Annotated in this window: 17 protein-coding genes and 1 pseudogene; 4 read left to right on the forward strand and 14 right to left on the reverse strand. The window is 30.0% G+C overall.

Translation table 11 applies throughout. The annotated features are described in order from the left end of the window. Positions 1–19 precede the first annotated feature (19 nt). The 13 genes from aat to sstT are packed head-to-tail and all read right to left on the reverse strand — an operon-like array spanning position 20 to position 12,268. A complete protein-coding gene (gene aat, locus ELQ11_RS01480) occupies positions 20–667 on the reverse strand; it encodes a leucyl/phenylalanyl-tRNA--protein transferase (protein WP_002826100.1) in 648 nt (215 codons plus the stop codon). Next, positions 642–2,771: an AAA family ATPase gene (locus ELQ11_RS01485; RefSeq protein WP_134225110.1), complete on the reverse strand. Its 2,130-nt coding sequence runs from the start codon at positions 2,769–2,771 to the stop codon at positions 642–644. Before ELQ11_RS01485 ends, aat begins: the two co-directional genes overlap by 26 nt. Then, positions 2,768–3,058, reverse strand: coding sequence for an ATP-dependent Clp protease adaptor ClpS (locus ELQ11_RS01490; RefSeq protein ID WP_002856038.1), 291 nt, complete (start codon positions 3,056–3,058; stop codon positions 2,768–2,770). The genes ELQ11_RS01485 and ELQ11_RS01490 overlap by 4 nt, the downstream gene beginning before the upstream one ends. Continuing rightward, positions 3,058–3,660 carry a TlpA disulfide reductase family protein gene (locus ELQ11_RS01495; protein WP_002888338.1) on the reverse strand — a complete coding sequence of 201 codons (603 nt, stop codon included), beginning with the start codon at positions 3,658–3,660 and terminating at the stop codon, positions 3,058–3,060. The genes ELQ11_RS01490 and ELQ11_RS01495 overlap by 1 nt, the downstream gene beginning before the upstream one ends. Positions 3,661–3,670: 10 nt before the next feature. After that, the gene (smpB, locus tag ELQ11_RS01500; protein WP_070242916.1) at positions 3,671–4,123 is read right to left on the reverse strand and encodes an SsrA-binding protein SmpB; all 453 of its coding nucleotides are present in this window, start codon (positions 4,121–4,123) and stop codon (positions 3,671–3,673) included. Continuing rightward, complete coding sequence (locus ELQ11_RS01505; protein WP_044780194.1) at positions 4,120–4,887, reverse strand: 4-(cytidine 5'-diphospho)-2-C-methyl-D-erythritol kinase; 768 nt, start codon at positions 4,885–4,887, stop codon at positions 4,120–4,122. The genes smpB and ELQ11_RS01505 overlap by 4 nt, the downstream gene beginning before the upstream one ends. Then, the gene (csrA, locus tag ELQ11_RS01510; RefSeq protein WP_002852854.1) at positions 4,884–5,111 is read right to left on the reverse strand and encodes a carbon storage regulator CsrA; all 228 of its coding nucleotides are present in this window, start codon (positions 5,109–5,111) and stop codon (positions 4,884–4,886) included. Before csrA ends, ELQ11_RS01505 begins: the two co-directional genes overlap by 4 nt. Continuing rightward, complete coding sequence (truB, locus tag ELQ11_RS01515) at positions 5,105–5,923, reverse strand: tRNA pseudouridine(55) synthase TruB (protein WP_002870522.1); 819 nt, start codon at positions 5,921–5,923, stop codon at positions 5,105–5,107. Before truB ends, csrA begins: the two co-directional genes overlap by 7 nt. Continuing rightward, a complete protein-coding gene (locus ELQ11_RS01520) occupies positions 5,920–7,995 on the reverse strand; it encodes a 3'-5' exonuclease (protein WP_002870523.1) in 2,076 nt (691 codons plus the stop codon). The genes truB and ELQ11_RS01520 overlap by 4 nt, the downstream gene beginning before the upstream one ends. Beyond that, positions 7,992–8,429 (reverse strand): hypothetical protein, encoded by a 438-nt coding sequence (locus ELQ11_RS01525; RefSeq protein WP_002861821.1) that lies wholly within the window; start codon positions 8,427–8,429, stop codon positions 7,992–7,994. The genes ELQ11_RS01520 and ELQ11_RS01525 overlap by 4 nt, the downstream gene beginning before the upstream one ends. Beyond that, entirely contained in the window at positions 8,423–10,144 is a 1,722-nt protein-coding gene (locus tag ELQ11_RS01530; RefSeq protein ID WP_070242917.1) for a M3 family oligoendopeptidase, read from the reverse strand. Before ELQ11_RS01530 ends, ELQ11_RS01525 begins: the two co-directional genes overlap by 7 nt. A 3-nt stretch (positions 10,145–10,147) precedes the next feature. Continuing rightward, on the reverse strand, positions 10,148–11,035 hold the full coding sequence (locus ELQ11_RS01535; RefSeq protein ID WP_070242918.1) for an aspartate carbamoyltransferase catalytic subunit: 888 nt from the start codon (positions 11,033–11,035) through the stop codon (positions 10,148–10,150). 9 nt (positions 11,036–11,044) lie between these two features. Next, positions 11,045–12,268, reverse strand: a complete 1,224-nt coding sequence (gene sstT, locus ELQ11_RS01540) for a serine/threonine transporter SstT (RefSeq protein WP_052949306.1) — start codon at positions 12,266–12,268, stop codon at positions 11,045–11,047. A 140-nt stretch (positions 12,269–12,408) separates the two neighbouring features. Here sstT and metK point away from each other — a divergent pair, with 140 nt between their 5' ends. Further along, a complete protein-coding gene (metK, locus tag ELQ11_RS01545; protein ID WP_070242920.1) occupies positions 12,409–13,605 on the forward strand; it encodes a methionine adenosyltransferase in 1,197 nt (398 codons plus the stop codon). A gap of 236 nt (positions 13,606–13,841) precedes the next feature. On the opposite strand, the pseudogene ELQ11_RS01550 reads toward metK, so the two are convergent. After that, positions 13,842–15,168, reverse strand: a pseudogene (locus ELQ11_RS01550) (apolipoprotein N-acyltransferase). Here ELQ11_RS01550 and yajC point away from each other — a divergent pair. Genes yajC through secF form a run of 3 tightly spaced genes read left to right on the forward strand, consistent with a single transcriptional unit; the run spans position 15,141 to position 17,957 of the window. Beyond that, positions 15,141–15,413, forward strand: a complete 273-nt coding sequence (gene yajC / locus ELQ11_RS01555; protein ID WP_002786346.1) for a preprotein translocase subunit YajC — start codon at positions 15,141–15,143, stop codon at positions 15,411–15,413. The pseudogene ELQ11_RS01550 and the gene yajC sit on opposite strands and share 28 nt — an antisense overlap. Then, positions 15,406–16,986, forward strand: a complete 1,581-nt coding sequence (secD, locus tag ELQ11_RS01560; RefSeq protein ID WP_134225111.1) for a protein translocase subunit SecD — start codon at positions 15,406–15,408, stop codon at positions 16,984–16,986. Before yajC ends, secD begins: the two co-directional genes overlap by 8 nt. Beyond that, on the forward strand, positions 16,986–17,957 hold the full coding sequence (gene secF / locus ELQ11_RS01565; protein ID WP_002870529.1) for a protein translocase subunit SecF: 972 nt from the start codon (positions 16,986–16,988) through the stop codon (positions 17,955–17,957). Before secD ends, secF begins: the two co-directional genes overlap by 1 nt. Positions 17,958–17,965: the final 8 nt, after the last annotated feature.

The raw sequence follows: 17,965 nt of genomic DNA on the forward strand, positions 1-17,965 counted from the left end.
TGATTTTCACGCTTATTTTTTAAGTAATTAAATCTTTAAAATTTTTAAAACCACTTTCTTGATTGCATTTTTCTTTTAAAATATTTAAAAATTCTTTCCTAGAAATATTATGAGCACCCATAAATTCTAAATGTTGGTTATAAACTTGACAATCTATGATAAAATCATAAGGTTTTAATAAATCACAAAGTTTAATCATGGCAACTTTAGATGCATTTTTTTTAATGCTTACCATGCTTTCACCAAAGAAAACCTTGCCTAAAATTAAACCATAAATTCCACCTATAAGTTCATTATTTTCATAAAGTTCAAGGCTATGCGCATAGCCTTGGGTAAATAACTTATAATAAGTGGTAATAAATTCATCATCTATCCAGCTTTGAGAGCGTGTATCGCGACATAATGTAATTAATTTTAAAAAATCATAATCAAGTTTAATTTGATAGAGATTAATAAATTTTTTCATATTTTTTTGGATGTGAATTTGATTTGGAATTAAAATGCATCTAGGATCTGGACACCACCAAGTTACAGGTTTACTTGTCCATGGGAATAGACCAAAAGTATAAGCTTTTACAATAAAATCAGCTTCTAAATTTTGACTTAAAAATACAGGAGCATTTTTAGGTGCATTGAGTAATTTAGAATATAAATTCGAGCTTTCCATTTTTACCAAGTTTGATTTTAGCTATACCGCCTTTTTTAAGCTTTCCGAATAAAATTTCATCACTGATTTTTTCTCCTATCTCCTCAGAAATTATGCGTTTTAAAAGCCTTACTCCAAATTCTTTATTATAGGCTTTTTTAGCTAAATAAATTTTAGCTTTATCATCCGCTGATAATTTTATATTATTTAAATTTTTAGAAATTTCATCAAGTTCTTTTTCGATAATTTTAACAAGTATAGCATCGTTTAAATCATTAAAATGTAAAATTTTATCAATGCGATTAATAAATTCTGGAGCAAAAAAGTCTTTGATAGCACGATTACTTTTTTCTTCATTTTTACTTAAAAAACCAAGCTCATTGCTTTCTTTAAGTCCTAGATTGGATGTCATAATAATGATTGTATTTTTAAAATCTACTTTAAGACCGCTATTGTCGGTGAGTTCAGCATTGTCAAAAATCTGTAAAAAGGTATTACTTAAATCAGGATGAGCCTTTTCTATTTCGTCAAAAAGAACAAGACTGAAAGGATTTTTGCGGATAGCATTGCTTAAAAGTCCACCCTCTTCAAAACCTATATATCCAGCTGGAGATCCTATTAGTTTACTTATAGCATGTTTTTCTGCATATTCACTCATATCAAAGCGTTCTAAATTTAAACCTAAAAATTCAGCTAAAGCTTTGCAAAGTTCTGTTTTTCCAACTCCACTTGATCCAGTAAACAAAAACACTCCGCGTGGTGTATTGGAATTTTTAAATCCTGCGAAACTTTGCTTAAGTGATGAAACAAGGCTATCTATAACTTCATCTTGGCCAAAAATTTTTGCTTTTAAATTTGCTTTTAAATTCATTAAAGCTTTATTTTGATCGAATTCAAACATTTTGTGATGGTGGGTCATTTTTGCTAAAACATTTTCTAAATCTTTTAAATTGGCATTTTTTTTAGCTTTTGGATTTAAAGCAAAAGAAGCACCAAGTTCATCGACCAGATCTATAGCACAATCAGGTAAAAATTTATCATTAAAAAATTTTTTACCCCAAATTACAGCATATTGAAGAATTTCATCGTTTAATTTTATATGATGAAATTCTTCATATTTGTTTTTTAATCCTTTCAGAATTTGCAAGCTTTCTTCTTGGCTTGGTTCATCTACATTTATTTTAGCAAAACGGCGACTTAGGGGTTTATTTTTATCAAAAGTATTTTTATATTCCATAAAAGTTGTTGCACCTATGCATTTTAAAGTTCCATTACTTAGAGCCGGTTTTAAAAGATTGGAAAAATCAGTATGAGATTCTCCTGTATTTCCAGCTCCTACTATAGTGTGAATTTCATCAATAAATAAAATAGCATTGGGTATTTTCTCAAGTTCATTTAAAATTTCTTTAATTCTTTTCTCAAAATCTCCACGGTATTTTGTTCCCGCAAGTATACTAGCCATATCAAGACTAAAAATTTTTGCATTTTGTAAGTTTTTAGGCACCTTTTTTTCCGCAATAGCCAATGCTAATCCTTCTACAATGGCCGTTTTACCAACTCCTGCCTCTCCTACTAAAATAGGATTATTTTTTTTGCGACGTGAAAGAATTTGCATCATTCTTTCAAGTTCAAATTTTCTTCCTATTAAAGGATCAATCTTGCCATTTTGAGCTAAAAGTGTTAAATCACTTGTGTGGTTGCTTAAATTTTGTATATTTTCATGATTTTGAAGTTCTTGAATTTTGTTAAGATTTATGTTGTGTTTTTTTAAGAGATAGCTAGAATAACTTCTTGAATCCTGTATGAGCTTTTCTAAAAAATCTATAATTTTAATTTCATTATTTTTATTTTTAAGTGAAAGTAAGATTTCATCTAAAACAACAGATATTGTAGGTTCTATTTCTTGTTTAATAATTTGATTGTTTTGAGAAATGTAATTTTTTAATTCAGTTTCTAGAAGTTTAAGATCTCCATCTGAAAATTCTTCAAATATATCCTTAAAATCAGTGCTTAGTTTTAGTAATGCAAACAGTACATGCTCACAGGTAACAAATTCATGGTGGTTTATTAAGCTTAGATTTTTGGCATTATCAAGATATTTTTGTAAATTTTCTTGGTATTTCATTCTTCTTCTACCTTTGCTTGTAGTGGAAAATTAGCAAGTTTAGCCGCATCTATAACTTTTTTTTGTTTTGAAAGAGCTATTTCTTGAGTGTAAATGCCACAAATTCCAGAACCATTGTGATGAATTTCTAACATTGTTTGACTTGCTTTTTCAAGGTTTTGATGAAAAATATTCATCAAAATTTCTATGACAAAATCCATGGTTGTTACATCATCATTTAAGAGTATAACTTTATACATTTTTGGTTCACTAAGTTTTGTCTGCTCTAGAGTTTGGGTTTTTGGCATTATTTTCCTTTGTAGATTTTATTTAAATCTTCTTGCATGAGTTCTGTTGGAATTTTGCCAAGATAAAAATTTGTTGGAGTATTATTATTCCAGTAATCGCTTATTTTTTGATAAATTCCATTTTTTAAAACAACTTTAAAAGGAAGTTGCTCCATATTTTGATAGTCTATATCTTTTAAAATTTGAGCAATAATACGATCATTAGAACTGCCATTGCTTAGAAAATAGTAAGCACCATAATCATCTGCGAATTTTTTAACTGTTTCATCGCTAACATCTTCAAAATGTGTAAGTCCTATAATGATAAATTTGCTAGAATTATTTTTCCAAAGTTTGCTAAGATCTAAAGCTTCTTCTTTGCATGGGGTGCAAAAAGTGCCAAAAAAATCAAACATTAGAACTTTTCCTTCCTCTCCTTCTACCACAAAACCTTTATCTGTTCTTATTAAAGTTTTGCTTCCACCATTTACACTATTTAATACTATTTTATCTCCTTTGTGATACTCTTCAAACATAAAATCATTTTGAATTTCTTCTTCTTTGGAGCAAGCATTAAGAAAAAATGCTAAACTTATTAAAAATAGGGTTAAAATTTTTTTCATTTAATTTCCTTTATTTATAATTTTTCATAGCAGCTCTAGCTTCTAAATCGGCTTGCTTTTTCTTTAAAGTTTCACGCTTGTCGTGCAAATTTTTCCCTTTAGCTAAAGCAAGAGTGGCTTTTACTTTATTTTTTGTGTTAAAATAAAGATCTAATGCAACGATAGTATATCCTTCTATACTTACTTTACCTAATAATTTATCAATTTGCTTTCTATGCATTAAAAGCTTTCTAGCACCTCTTTCTTCGTGTTTATAGAAAGAATGTGTAGTATGAAGCAATGAAATATGAGAATTAAGTAAAAAAATCTCATTTTTTATAATGCGAACAAAAGAGTCTTTAAGATTTGCTCTTCCTGCTCTTAAAGCTACAACTTCACTTCCCTTAAGGACAATTCCGGCTTCAAAGCGTTCTATGATCCTATAATCAAATAAAGCTTTTTTATTTCTCGCAATAATTTTCATCGATCAACCTTAAAAACACTACTACCGCTACCGCTTAGAAAAAAATCTTCTTGTAAGTAAGACTTCATTTTAGGATATAAAGTTGCACAAGGAGTAAATAAATCATTTAATTCTTTGTTTTTAAAGTTTTGTAACAACTCTTTTGTGCTGAGTTTTTTGTAGATTTGCGCTTGATTATTGTTTTTTTGAAAGTCAAATATTCCTCTATCAAATTCATCATAAACAGCTTTAGTTTGGCAAGATATTTGTGGAAAAGTCCATTTTAAATTAGGTGTGTCATCTTCAAATTCTTTTATAATTTCACCACAGCCACTTACATTAGCAGAGTGAAAGCCACTTAAAAAAAAGGCAATATCACTTCCTAGTTGTATGCTTAAATTTATAAGTTCTTGTAGGTTTAATTTTAAATTTAGGGTTTCATTCATTAGTAGTAAAAAACTCGCACAATCGCTACTTCCACCACCAAGCCCAGCACATACTGGGATATTTTTTGTGAGTTTTAGGCTTTTTTTGCTAAATAATTCTTTTAATTCGTTATTATATCTTTTAGAAAGTAGCAAATAAGCCTTTTGAATAATATTATTTTCGCATTTAAAATTACTAATGATTTCAAATTCTTTTTTAGAGTCTGATTCTTTATCAACAAGCTCAAGCTCATCAAAAAGATCTTTTAAAAGTATAAATCGTGATTCTAAAAGATGATATTTTCTTGAGTCAAAACCGGTAAGTTTTAAAAAAATATTTGCTTTAGCGTAAGCTTTCATTTGATTAGTTTTTTGCTTAAGTCATCAAGTTTAATATCATTCTGAACAACAGAATGCAAATTTTCATCCTTTACTTGTTGAACAAGTTCTTTTCTAAGTATCATAAGAGATTTTGGAGCTTCTATGCCTATTTTGGCATATCCTTTCCCTGTTTGAACGACTTTGATTTCTATACCTTCTCCGATAATTATACTTTCATTTTCTTTTCTTGATAATATTAACATTTTTCAACCTTATTCAGAAGATATTTTACTGTATTTTCTTTAATATTAATTACGCTAAAATATTTTTCTGTTTCAATATAATAATCTCCTTCATCATGAAATTCTAATTCTTCGACAAAAATTTTAGCACCATTTTCGAGTTTACTTAAATTCTTGATAAAATTTGGCTTTAGGTTAATGTATTTTAACACATTTAAGCTTTTCTCATTATTATAAACAAATTTACCTTCTTTAATGCGCTCTAAAGAGCTTAAAGTCGCATTAATACCTAGTTTTCTAGCAAAAAGTTCGCAATAAGATCTTATATAAGCACCTTCACTGACTGTGATTTCAATATTTAAAAAAGGATGATTATAGCTTAAGATCTTGCAATCAAATACTTCCATTTGACAAGGTTTTAAATTTACTTCTATACCTTTTTTTGCAAGTTCATAGGCGCGAGTTCCATTGATTCTTTTGGCGCTAAATTGCGGTGGTGTATAGGAGATAATTCCTTGCATTTGATCAACGATTTGTTGTAAATTTGCAAGATCAAATTCTTTTATATTTTTAATTTCTTTTATATTTTGATCATCAAGACTTAAGGAGTAAACTCCAAGCCATAAAGTAGCTTTATAGGTTTTTGGAGTTTTTTTTAAAAAACGGAAAAGTTTTGTGTATTGTCCAAATGCAACGATTAAAATCCCTTTGGCGAAAGGATCAAGAGTGCCAGAATATCCTGCTTTTTTATTTTTATATTTTTTCTTTAAAGTGCTTAAAAAGGCATTAGAGCTCAAACCCCTTGGTTTAAAGGCTGCAAAGATCTTGTTCATACTGCTTTTTCCACAAAGCTTGCCATGATTACACGCATTATGCCACCAAAATTAATATTAAGCTGTTCCTCTTTTCCTCTTTTATTAACTTCAACAACCCTGCCAATGCCAAAAATTTTATGTTTAACTAGATCTCCTTTGCAAAAACTAGTTTTTTGTATATTTTGATTTTTTGATTTTTCATTGATTAATTTACTTTCTTCTAAGAAGCGACTAGGATTGATATTTGCTCTTGAACCATGATAAAAACGAGAATTTGCAACACTTATTGTGAGAAATTTCTTGGCGCGAGTGATGGCAACATAAGCAAGACGGCGTTCTTCTTCGAGATTTTCTTCGCTATTTAAAGGAAAAAATCCTTCATCAAAGCCTATTATAAAAACATAATCGAATTCCAAACCTTTGCTAGCATGAATACTCATCAAGCAAACACATTCTTCATCTAAATTATCTTGATCACTTAATAAAGAAATTTCACTAAGTAGATCTTCTAAAGAAGCTTCGGGATCTTCTTTGAGTTTTTCTCTTAGATTAGCATAAAACTCATCAAGATTTCTGATTCTTTCATCTCCATCATCTTGCTCTGAAAAATAATCTTTGATTTTAAATAATTCTTCTATATTATCAAAAACCTTTTTTGCATTATCGTAGCTTTTTAGAGTGTGAATATTTTGTATAAAAATATTTGCTTCATTTTGTGCTTTTTTTGTTGTTAAAATTCCTACACCGCCATCGCTTTCACATAAGGCATCAAAAAGTGAAATTTGACGTTTTTTTGCATATTCTTCTAAATTTTTTAGGGCTTTTTCTCCTATGGATCTTTTAGGGCGATTAATAATACGCCTAAATGACAAATCATCGTTTGGATTTAAGATAAGTCTAAGATACGAGATTAAATCTTTTATTTCTAATCTTTCATAAAAACGCATACCGCTAAGCAGTTTATAAGAAATTTTTTCCTTCATAAATGCTTCTTCTATTGCTCTTGATAGTGCATTAACTCGAAATAAAACGGCGATCTCTTTAGCTTCTACTCCAGAATTTAGCAATTTTTTCACTTCTTGAGCGATATATAAACCTTCATCTTTTTCGTTTTCGTTTTTTAATATTTTAATATTTTCCCCAGTATCTTTAGTGCAGATTAAAGTTTTTCCAAGTCGTTGCTCATTGTGAGATATGAGATTATTTGCTGCTTGTAAAATAGTCCCTACTGAACGATAGTTTTGTTCAAGTTTTACAAGTTTAACATTTTTAAAATCGTTTTGAAAATTTAAAATATTTTCAATTTTTGCTCCACGCCAACTATAAATACTTTGATCATCATCACCAACAACTGTGATATTTTCATGCATACAACATAGATTTTTTAGAATTTTATATTGCAAGGTATTAGTATCTTGATACTCATCAACTGTAATGTAATTATAAAGTAAGCTTTGTTCTTTGGCAAAATTTATATCATTTTCCAAAATGAGATTGCTTAGCAATAAAAGATCATCAAAATCTACAAAATTTTGTTTTAATAAGTATTCTTCATAAGCACGGTAATAGTTGGCAAATTTGTATTCATTTTGATATTTTTCAAAATTATGTTCTTTTAGTAAATTTAAATCTTCAAAGACATTGCTTACTCTTTTGCCTTCATTTTTGCAATAAGATATGTATTTGATAATATCATAGACATTATCTTTGTTTTTATCATGGATTAAGTCTTTAATTATTTTTTTTGTATCATCTGTATCGATAACAATAAAACTATTTTTACGCTCCAATCTTTCAAAATGGAGTTTTAAAAATAAAAGTCCAAATTTATGAAAGGTGCAAAGCAAAGGATTGTGATTGCCTTGTAGAAAATTTAATGCTCTATGACGCATAACACTAGCTGCTTTATTTGTAAAAGTAAGAGTAAGAGTGTTATGCGAGGGGATGCCTACTTCACCGATAAGATAAGCAAGACGAGTAGTAATAGTTTTAGTTTTTCCACTACCTGCACCTGCTAGGATAAGCATAGCTCCATCAATGTGGCTTACTGCCTGTTTTTGACTATCATTTAAATCTTCAAATAGATTCATTTTTTGAAAATATCTTTATTTTTTGGATTATTTAAAAATATATTTTTAGATTTTTGTAAATTTTTACTATCTTCGCGTTTATAAAGGCTAAAATTAACAAATAAAATGCTATTTTCTATTTGAATTTGCGTGATAGCTCCTAAATCAACCTTTACAAAACTATCAAAATCATCATTTCCAAAACCTGCGTGAAATTGAATGAAATCTTTATTTAGTTGTATGGATTCAAAGGTGTATCCTCCAAGAGCAAAAAGAGCATAAGGATTTTGTTTAACATCAAGCTCTTTGGGAAGTTCAGGGTTAAAATCTATGAAATTTGTATTTGCAACTATAGAAAATTCTATATTTTCTTCTATAAGATGTGAAATAACTTCATAGCAATGCTTTTGCATGGTATGGATAAAATTTTCATTTTTTAAGATTGTTTCTAGCATGATTGTAACTCCATAAATTCATTGATGAGTTTTTGAATTTCTTTTATGCCTATTTCCCAAAAATCTTCATCTTCTATATCAAATCCAAACATTCCTACTAGTTCTTTTGGACTCACGCTTCCACCCAAAGAAAGCATTTTGATATAGAGTTCTTTAAAATTTTCACATTTTTTTCTTTTGTAAAGTCCATAAAGAGCTAAAACTAAAAGTTGAGCATAAGCATAAGCATAGCAGTAAAAAGGAGAATGGATAAAATGAGGAATATAACTCCACCAAGAAGCATAATTTTTTGTAAGTTTTACGCTGTCTTGAAACATCTTTTGAGATTCTTCCATCCAAATTTTATTGATTTCTTCGGTGCTAAGTTCATTTTCTTGAGCATGTAAGCGTCTTTCAAAACAAGTAAAATTAATTTGTCTATAAAAAGTTGCAAAAATATCTTCGATTTTATTTGCATATAAAGATAGGAGTTCTTCTTTTTTTAACTTATCTTTAATAAAATCAAATACGAGCATTTCAGCAAAAACTGAAGCTGTTTCTGCGGTGGTTAAAGGCGTGTTTTGATTTAAATAGCTTACATTATAAGAAAGTTTTTGATGGATGGTGTGTCCTAATTCATGTGCAAGTGTAAAAAGATCACGCCTTTTATCGGTGTAGTTTAATAAAACAAAAGGATGTGCATCAGAAGTTGCAGAATGTGAAAAAGCACCCCCTTGTTTATTTTCTTGTGGATAAACATCAATCCAGCCTTGATCAAAAGCATTTTTTGCTATATCATAAAATTGAGAAGAAAAAGCTTGAAATGCCTCTAAAACAATATTTTTACTTGTTTTAAAATCAAAACTTGCTTCTTTTCCTATGGGTGCATATCTATCATAGTCTTTAAGCTCATCATAGCCCAAAATTTGTTTTTTTCTTTTGTAAAATTGCGATACTAAGTTAAAATGTTTTTGCGCACTTGCTATCAAGGAATCAACGCTTTTTTGCGAAATTTGATTGCTGATATGTCTTGAAATTTCAGCATTTTCATAACCTCTTAATAAGCTTATATTTTTTCTTTCTGTTTTTATCATATTGATAATAAAACTTAAAAGTCTGCTATTTTTTTGCAAAACTTTACTGAATTTTTTAGCAGCTTTTTTGCGTATCTTTCTATCTTCGTCATACATTTTGCTTAGAATTTCTTCTTCGCTAAGTTTTTTACCTTCAAAAGGGATTTTTAAAGCACTCATACTTTCATCAAAAAGCCTACTAAAAGCATTTGCACCTGTATTTGAAAGATAGAGCATAATGCGTTCTTCGTTTTTGCTAAGATTATAGCGTTTGTTTTGCAATAAATTAGAAAGATAAAAATCATAATCTTTACAAAAAGTTGTAAATTCTTGACTTTTTTCAGGAGCTAACTCACAAAATTCAAGCTCGAAAAAGAGTAAATTTTCTTCTATTTTTTTGCATTCTTCTTCGTATTGTGCGTAAAAAGAACCATTTTGAGTGTTTTTAGCAAAAAGCAAATAAGCATAAGTCATGATTTTGCCAAGGGCTTGATTTAAATTTTCATAATCTTTTAAAGCTTGTAAAAACTCATTAGCATTTAATGTATAAAGTTTATTTTCATAGTTTTTTTTGAAATTTAAACTTTGTTGGATTTGATCTTGTGTAAAATTTTGTAATGCTTCTTTATCGTGGAATAAAGCACTTAAATCCCATTCTAACATTTTTTATCCTTCATTTTCTAATATGAGTTTTTTAAGAACAGCCATTCTAATGGCCACTCCATTTTTAACTTGTTTTAAAACTAAAGTTCTTTCATCGCTCATCATTTCATCGCTTATGTCAATATTGCGATTTACAGGGCCTGGATGTAGTAAAATAAGCTTTTTATCTTTTACTAAGCTTTTTTGAATACAAAAATCATTTGCATAGTCTTTAAGTGAAGCATAAACGGTTTTATTATGTCTTTCTGTTTGTGTTCTAAGACTCATGATAATATCTGAATTTGCTATGATATTCTCATCAAGCTTATAATGTTTTTTAAGATGGGTATTAGGCATAAAATGTGGTGGAGCTACTAGGGTAATATCAAGATTAAATCTGCTTAAAAGTTCTATATTGGACGCTGCAACACGGGAATTTTTGATATCACCTACGATGCAAATTTTCTTACCTTTGACATCACCTTGAAAATGATTATAAATAGTGAATAAATCTAGCAAAGCTTGGGTAGGATGGGCGTGTTTTCCATCTCCTCCATTAACAACTGGACAATGCATATGCTTTGCCAATATCAAAGGAACTCCTGAGTTTGCGTGTCTTATAATAATAGCATTAGGACTCATCGCATCTAAATTAGTAGCAGTATCATAAAGAGTTTCTCCTTTGCTAGAGCTTGATCTTGAAACATCAAGGCGTAAAACCCTAGCACCTAATCTTCTTGCAGCGCTTTCAAAAGATGAAAGGGTGCGTGTAGAGTTTTCAAAAAAAATTGTCGTGATACTTTTTCCTTTAAGAAAAGTTCTAGGTTTTTCATCTAAGAAATCACTTGCTTCTTTAAAAAGCTCCATAATTTCGACTTTATTAAAATCCTTTGTAGTGATGAGATGACGCATGTTTTTACCTTATTTGATATTATAATTTAATTCATTTTTAGAACAAATTGCTGTAAAAAGAACATCTGTAGAACTGTTTAAAGCAGTTTCAACACTATCTTGAATAACCCCTATAATAAAACCTATGGCAACTACCTTCATAGCAATATCATAGTCTATATTAAATAAAGAACAAGCCAAAGGTATAAGCAGTAAAGATCCACCCGCAACTCCGCTAGCCCCGCAAGCTGCAAAGGTGGCAATAATGCTTAATAAAAGGGCTTGCAAAAGACTGATTTCTATACCAACGGTATTGGCTGCAGTAAGACTTAAAATAGCTATAGTAACTGCCGCTCCTGCCATGTTGATAGTAGCTCCTAAAGGTATAGAAATGCCATAAAATTCTTTATCTATGCCAAGTTTGGCGCAAAGTGCCATATTAACAGGGATATTTGCTGCCGAACTTCTTGTGAAAAAAGCAAAAAATGCACTGTGTCTTAAGCAGATAAAAATCAAAGGAAAAGGATTTTTTCTTGTATAAAAAAAAACTATTAAGGCATTGATAACAAAAGTAACAAAAAGCATAGTAGCTACAAGTAAAAATAAAAGTTTTATATAGCTTAGTAAGCCTTGTGCTCCTGTTTGTACTACAGAATTAGCCACAAGTCCAAAAATTCCAAAAGGAGCAAGTTTTACTACAAATTTAACAATTTTCAAAACCCCTTCATTGATATCTATAAAAACTTGTTTTGCTTCGTTAGAGCAGTGTTTTAATGCTATGCCTCCAGCTATTGCCCAGGTTAAAATTCCTAAATAATTCCCACTTGAAAGAGCATTTATAGGATTATCGACAATTTTAAATAAAAGATCTTTAAAAATCTCACTCATGTGGGTTGGAGATGAGTTTGTAGCGGTTTGAATTCCATCTAAAACAAGCTTTACAGGAAAGAAAAAATTAGCAAGAACCGCACAAGCTGAAGCAAGAAAGGTGCCTACTATATATAAAATGATAATATTTTTGATCTTAGCACCACTTTGAGAAAAATCTTTAGTGCAAATTGAAGTTAAAATCAAAACAAAAACAAGCATAGGAGCGATAGCTTTTAAGGCACTTGTAAAAAGTATTCCGAGTAAATTTGCAATTTCAGATATTTCTTTAGAACTAATGCCTATAAGTATTCCTAGTACTATACCTATGCAAATTTGAACTATGAGGTTACCTTTAGCGTAGCTTTGAATGATTTTAGAAAACATAAAAACCTTTTTAAATATTTTTTATATCAGAAGTTGATTTTAACTAACTTTTGCTTAATTTTAGAGAATTTTTAATTTATCAAGCTTTGATAAGTTTATTTGGATACAATTGTGGTTCATTTTAAATGAAAGGACTTTTTATGTATCTATTCACTTCAGAAGTCGTAAGCGCGGGTCATCCAGACAAGTGCGCTGATATAATCGCTGATACGATAGTGGATATACTCTTGAAAAATGACAAAAATTCAAGGGTGGCGAGTGAGGTTTTTGTCGCAGGAAATAAGGTTGTGATAGGAGGCGAAGTTAAGTCAAATCACAAGCTTAGTAAAGCTGATTACGATAATTTAGTTAAAGATGTTTTAAAAAATATTGGTTATAATGGAGCAGGGCATTTTAACAAAGAGCAGTGTTTGCATCCTGATGAAGTTGATGTTATGGTGTTTTTAAATGAACAAAGTCCTGATATCAATCAAGGTGTCGATCAAGAAGATGGCGAAACAGGGGCAGGTGATCAAGGCATTATGTTTGGTTTTGCAAGTTGTGAGGCTGAAGAATACATGCCAGCAGCCATTAGCTATGCAAGAATGCTATGTGATAAAGTTTACGCTTATGCAAAAGCAAATCCACACGAACTTGGCGTGGATATTAAAACTCAAGTAACTATTGATTATGGCACTAAGGCGAATTTTGAAAATTGTAAACCGCAAAGTATTCATACTATAGTAGTTTCTGCGCCTTGTGTTGAAAGTATGAAAATAGAAGATTTAAGATCTTTGGTGATGAAACTTATCTTAGATAGTAATTTACCAAAAGAACTTTTTGACCCTAATAAGACTAGAATTTTAATCAATCCAACTGGTAAATATATTAATCATTCTTCTTTACATGATAGTGGTTTAACAGGAAGAAAACTTATAGTAGATAGTTTTGGAGGTTATTCTCCAATAGGCGGTGGCGCACAATCGAGCAAAGATTATACTAAAGTTGATAGAAGTGGACTTTATGCAGGTAGATGGCTAGCTAAAAATATAGTTGCAGCAGGGCTTGCTAAAAAATGTATTGTTCAACTTAGTTATGCTATAGGTGTTGCAAAACCTACTTCGGTAAGTGTGGATTGTATGGGCACAAATACCAGTGTAAATGATGATGTTTTAAGTGATTTTGTTATGCAAAACTTCTCTTTAACGCCAAATTGGATCCGTGATAAATTTCATCTGGATAAACCAAGTAAAGAAACTTTTCTTTATGCGGATGTAGCGGCTCGTGGGCAAGTAGGACAAAAGGACTATCCTTGGGAACAACTTGATGCTCTAGAACAGTTTAAAAAGCTGCTTTAAAAAATTAACAATATTATACAAGCTTAAATAAGGCTTGTATAATTATAAAGAATTAATGAAGTTGTATTAATTTTTGACTTAGAGGGATATTTTTCAATATCCCCCATAAATATAAAAGTTAGGAAGGAAGCTAAATTAATTTAGCTTTGGGGTAAAAACCCCTCTAAGTCAAAATATTATTTGACAGAATTATAATATAAAATAACTTAAATTACTTTAAAATTAAAATTTTAATATTATTTTTTATCATTAAATATTTCTTTGGATAAATTTTTTCCAATCTTTACTTAAAAGCTTTTTAGGGAGTATAACTATATTCTCTTTACCATTTGTAGCATGATAAACACTAACCCCATATTTACTTGCATAAAATTTCATTAAGAGTTGTTGGAGTTTGTATTCGCTGCTATTATTAAACCAAGCATTGTTGCTTAGAGCTATAATAATTTGTGAATTTTGATAGTTTTGTTCTTTGGTAGCTTCATAACAAATTGCATTTGTAATAATTTGATTGTCTAATTTATATTTGCTTTGTATAGGACCTTGGGAAAATTCTTCAATATTTTTAAGAAAATATTTTTTTATTAAGTCTTTAAAAAATGGAATTTCTTCACCAAAGGGAACTAAAAAATGCTTATTTAAAATATAGACATTGCCTTTTTTAAAGATATACGTGCTATTGTAAGTATGCTCTTTTTCAGTATAAAATGCTCCCGTAATAATGGTAATTTTATAAGATAATTCTTTAAGCATAAGTTCATATTTGGTATTTTTTAAATCAAAAGCAAAAGCGGTTTCAGGCAAGATTACAAGTTCTTTTTTTTCATTTATAGCTTGAAATATATCTCGAATTAGGATATCAGAATTTGATTTTAAATTTTCTTGTAAAAATTTTTGATCTTGAGAGATATTAGTATTGATGAGTTTGTAGTTTAAATTAAGAGTTTGAGCTTGTTTTTCATTATATTGAAATCCACTAAAGAATAAAATAAGAACAATTGCTATTTTATAATATCTTGATATATAACCCTCATAGATGAAATATGCTATTAAAAATATGCAAATAATGCCACGATAACTTGGGTCAAAAAAACCATAAACTGTAAAAATTCCCCAATTAAGCCAATCAAATCCTAAAGGATGGATAAAACTTATGCAAAAAATTCCACAAAGTCTTAAAAAATCAAATTTTAATAAATAACATAATCTAAAAAGTAGTCCATAAATAAAACCAATGATAATTGGTACAATTGGTACTAAATAGTTTAGATTAAAATAAATTGAAGATAAACCAATCCACCAAAACCAAAGAATCCCTACAAAAAAACCTATCCAAAAATATTGTTTAGAATTTTTACTTTTTAGGAGTAAAACTAACCCCCAAATAGCTAAAAACGGGCTAATGGTTTGTGTAAAAATATTTTCAAAAAATGATAGATAAATAGAATTTGAAAGTAAAATTGCAATAAAAAAGACTTTTATTATTTTAAAAATGATAGAATTAGTGTTTAATTTTTTTGGAATAAAGGAAAAATATGGCAGAAAATTCAATTTTAACTTCATTGTTACCTCTTGTAGTGTTATTTGCAATTTTTTATTTCTTGGTGATCAGACCGCAACAAAAACAAGCAAAAGCACATAAACAAATGCTTGAGTCTTTGCAAAAGGGAGATAAAATCATCACTAATGGCGGACTTATTTGTGAAGTCGTAAAACCAGAGGAGGATTTTATCAAAGTTAAGCTTAATGAAGACAATGTTACTGCAAAAATTTCAAGAGAATTTATAGCAAAGAAAATTGATGCGTAATTCTAAAATCAATTATCGCTTGATTATTTTTATAGCGGTATTTATTTTTGGAGTAGCTTTTTCACTCCCTTCTTTTTTGCAGTCAGAACGTGGTGCGAAGATTAATTTAGGGCTTGATTTGCAAGGTGGGCTTTATATGCTCTTAGGTGTAGATAATGAAGAAGCTGTAAAATCTAAAATAAAATCAATTGCATCTTCATTGAATTATTCTTTTAATAAAGAAAATATTTTAAATGATGGCTTAAATACCCATGATGATATTTTAGAATTTACTTTGCTTGATAATGCGGATATTGCAAAAGTTGAAAATTTACTTAAAGAAATAAAAGGAATTAATATACAAAGTGAAAATATGCACTATAAAATTTCTTTTACCTCAGAAGAAGTAAAAAATATAGAAAATTTTGCACTTTTGCAAGCAGTTGAAACCATAAGAAATAGGCTTGATCAATTTGGTTTAGCAGAGCCAACAGTTGCTAAACAAGGTGATGATAAGATTTTGGTTGAACTTGCAGGGATTAAAACCAAAGAAGATGAACTAAGAGCAAAAGAACGCATCACAAAAGCAGCACATTTACAACTTATGGAAGTTGATGATTCTAAAATGGGTCAAGCTTCCACAATGAGCGACGCTGAGGCTGCGAGTTATGGACTGATTTTAGTGCCTGATTCTAGAAATCCAAATTTAAAATATACCTTAAAAAGCATACCTATTTTAGATGGATCTATGCTTACTGATGCTAGAGTAGGGATTAGTGATAAGAGTAATTATCCTGTGATTAATTTTACTTTAAATGCCGAGGGTTCTAAAAAATTTGCTGATTATACAGGAGCAAATGTTGGAAAGCGTCTTGCTATTGTACTTGATAATAAAGTGTATTCTGCCCCATCTATCAATGAACGCATAGGTGGAGGTAGTGGGCAAATCAGTGGAGCTTTTACCCAAGAAGAAGCGCGTGATGTGGCGGTAGCTTTAAGAAGTGGAGCTTTGCTTGCGCCTGTAAAATTACTTGAACAAAGAAGTATAGGACCATCTTTAGGTACTGATAGTATTAAAATGAGTATGATAGCCTTAATTGGTGCATCGGTTTTTATTGTAATATTTATGATGATGTATTACGGTGTGGCAGGAATTTTTGCAAATATTGCAATGTTAGTTAATGTTTTGGTAGTAGTGGCTGTTATGGCTATGTTTGGAGCAACTTTAACTTTACCAGGGATGGCAGGACTTGTTTTAACTGTGGGTATGGCAGTAGATGCAAATGTGATTATCAATGAGCGCATACGAGAACTCTTGCGAGATGGAGTAAATATAAGAGCTAGTATAGAGCAAGGTTATAAAAATGCTATGAGTGCGATTATAGATTCAAATATCACTTCTTTAGTTACTTCGGTAGCACTTTATGCTTATGGAACAGGAGCGGTTAAAGGTTTTGCTGTGACTTTGGGAATTGGTATCGTTGTTTCTATGATTACAGCTATTTTAGGAACTCACGGAATGTTTGATTATTTTATGCAACGCATAGAAAAAAGTAATAATACAAGATTTTGGTTTGGTTATAGGAGAAGATAATGCAGTTTTTTAGCGAAAAGAAAATTTATGATTTTATGAGAATGCGTTTTACTGCTATTTCTCTTTCTTTTATTTTGTTTTTTGGTTCTATTTATTTGCTTTGGGATAGGGGTTTGCAATATGGCATTGATTTTAGCGGAGGAACTTTAGTTCAGCTTAAATATGAAAATGCAGCTCCTATAACACAAATTCGAGAAATTTTAGAAAATCAAGGAACTTTTCAAAATTTATCTGTAACCGAATTTGGAAGCAATAAGGAAGTAACCATACGCTTTTTAGGAAGTAATGACAATGTAAGCAATGATATAGGTGAGCATATAAGCACTCTTTTAAAGGATACGGGAAAATTTGAAGTGCGTCGTGCTGATGTGGTAGGTCCAAAAGTAGGTGATGAACTTAGAAATAAAGGACTTATGGCTATAGCTGTATCTTTGATAGCAATTTTAATTTATATAGCGTTGCGTTTTGAGTGGCGTTTTGCTCTTGCGGCTATAATCAGTGAAATTCATGATGTTGTGATTACTTTAGGGGCAATTTCTTTATTTAAAATTGATGTCAATCTAGATACTTTGGCTGCTGTTTTAACTGTGCTTGGGTACTCTTTGAATGATACAATTATTATTTTTGATAGAATCAGAGAAGGCATTAAAACAAGTAAAAAAACCGAACTTGCACCTATTATCAATGAAAGCGTTTCAGCAACTTTATCAAGAACGGTTTTAACTTCAGGGTTAACTTTAGCAACCGTTGTGATACTTTATTTCTTTGGAGGGGAAATGATACAGGGATTTTCTTTGGCTTTAATTGTAGGTATTATAGCAGGAACTTTAAGCTCTATTTTTGTTGCAAGTCCGACATTATTATGGTTTAAATTTAGTGTGCTTGAGTTTAGAAATAAAGAAATTGAAAAAGCAAAAAGAAAACAAGATAAAGAACGCAATCGTGCAATGTATGAAAAAGGAACAGTGTAAGGAGAATT

The sequence above is a fragment of the Campylobacter sp. US50a genome (genome assembly GCF_004379015.1).
GTDB lineage: Bacteria > Campylobacterota > Campylobacteria > Campylobacterales > Campylobacteraceae > Campylobacter_D > Campylobacter_D jejuni.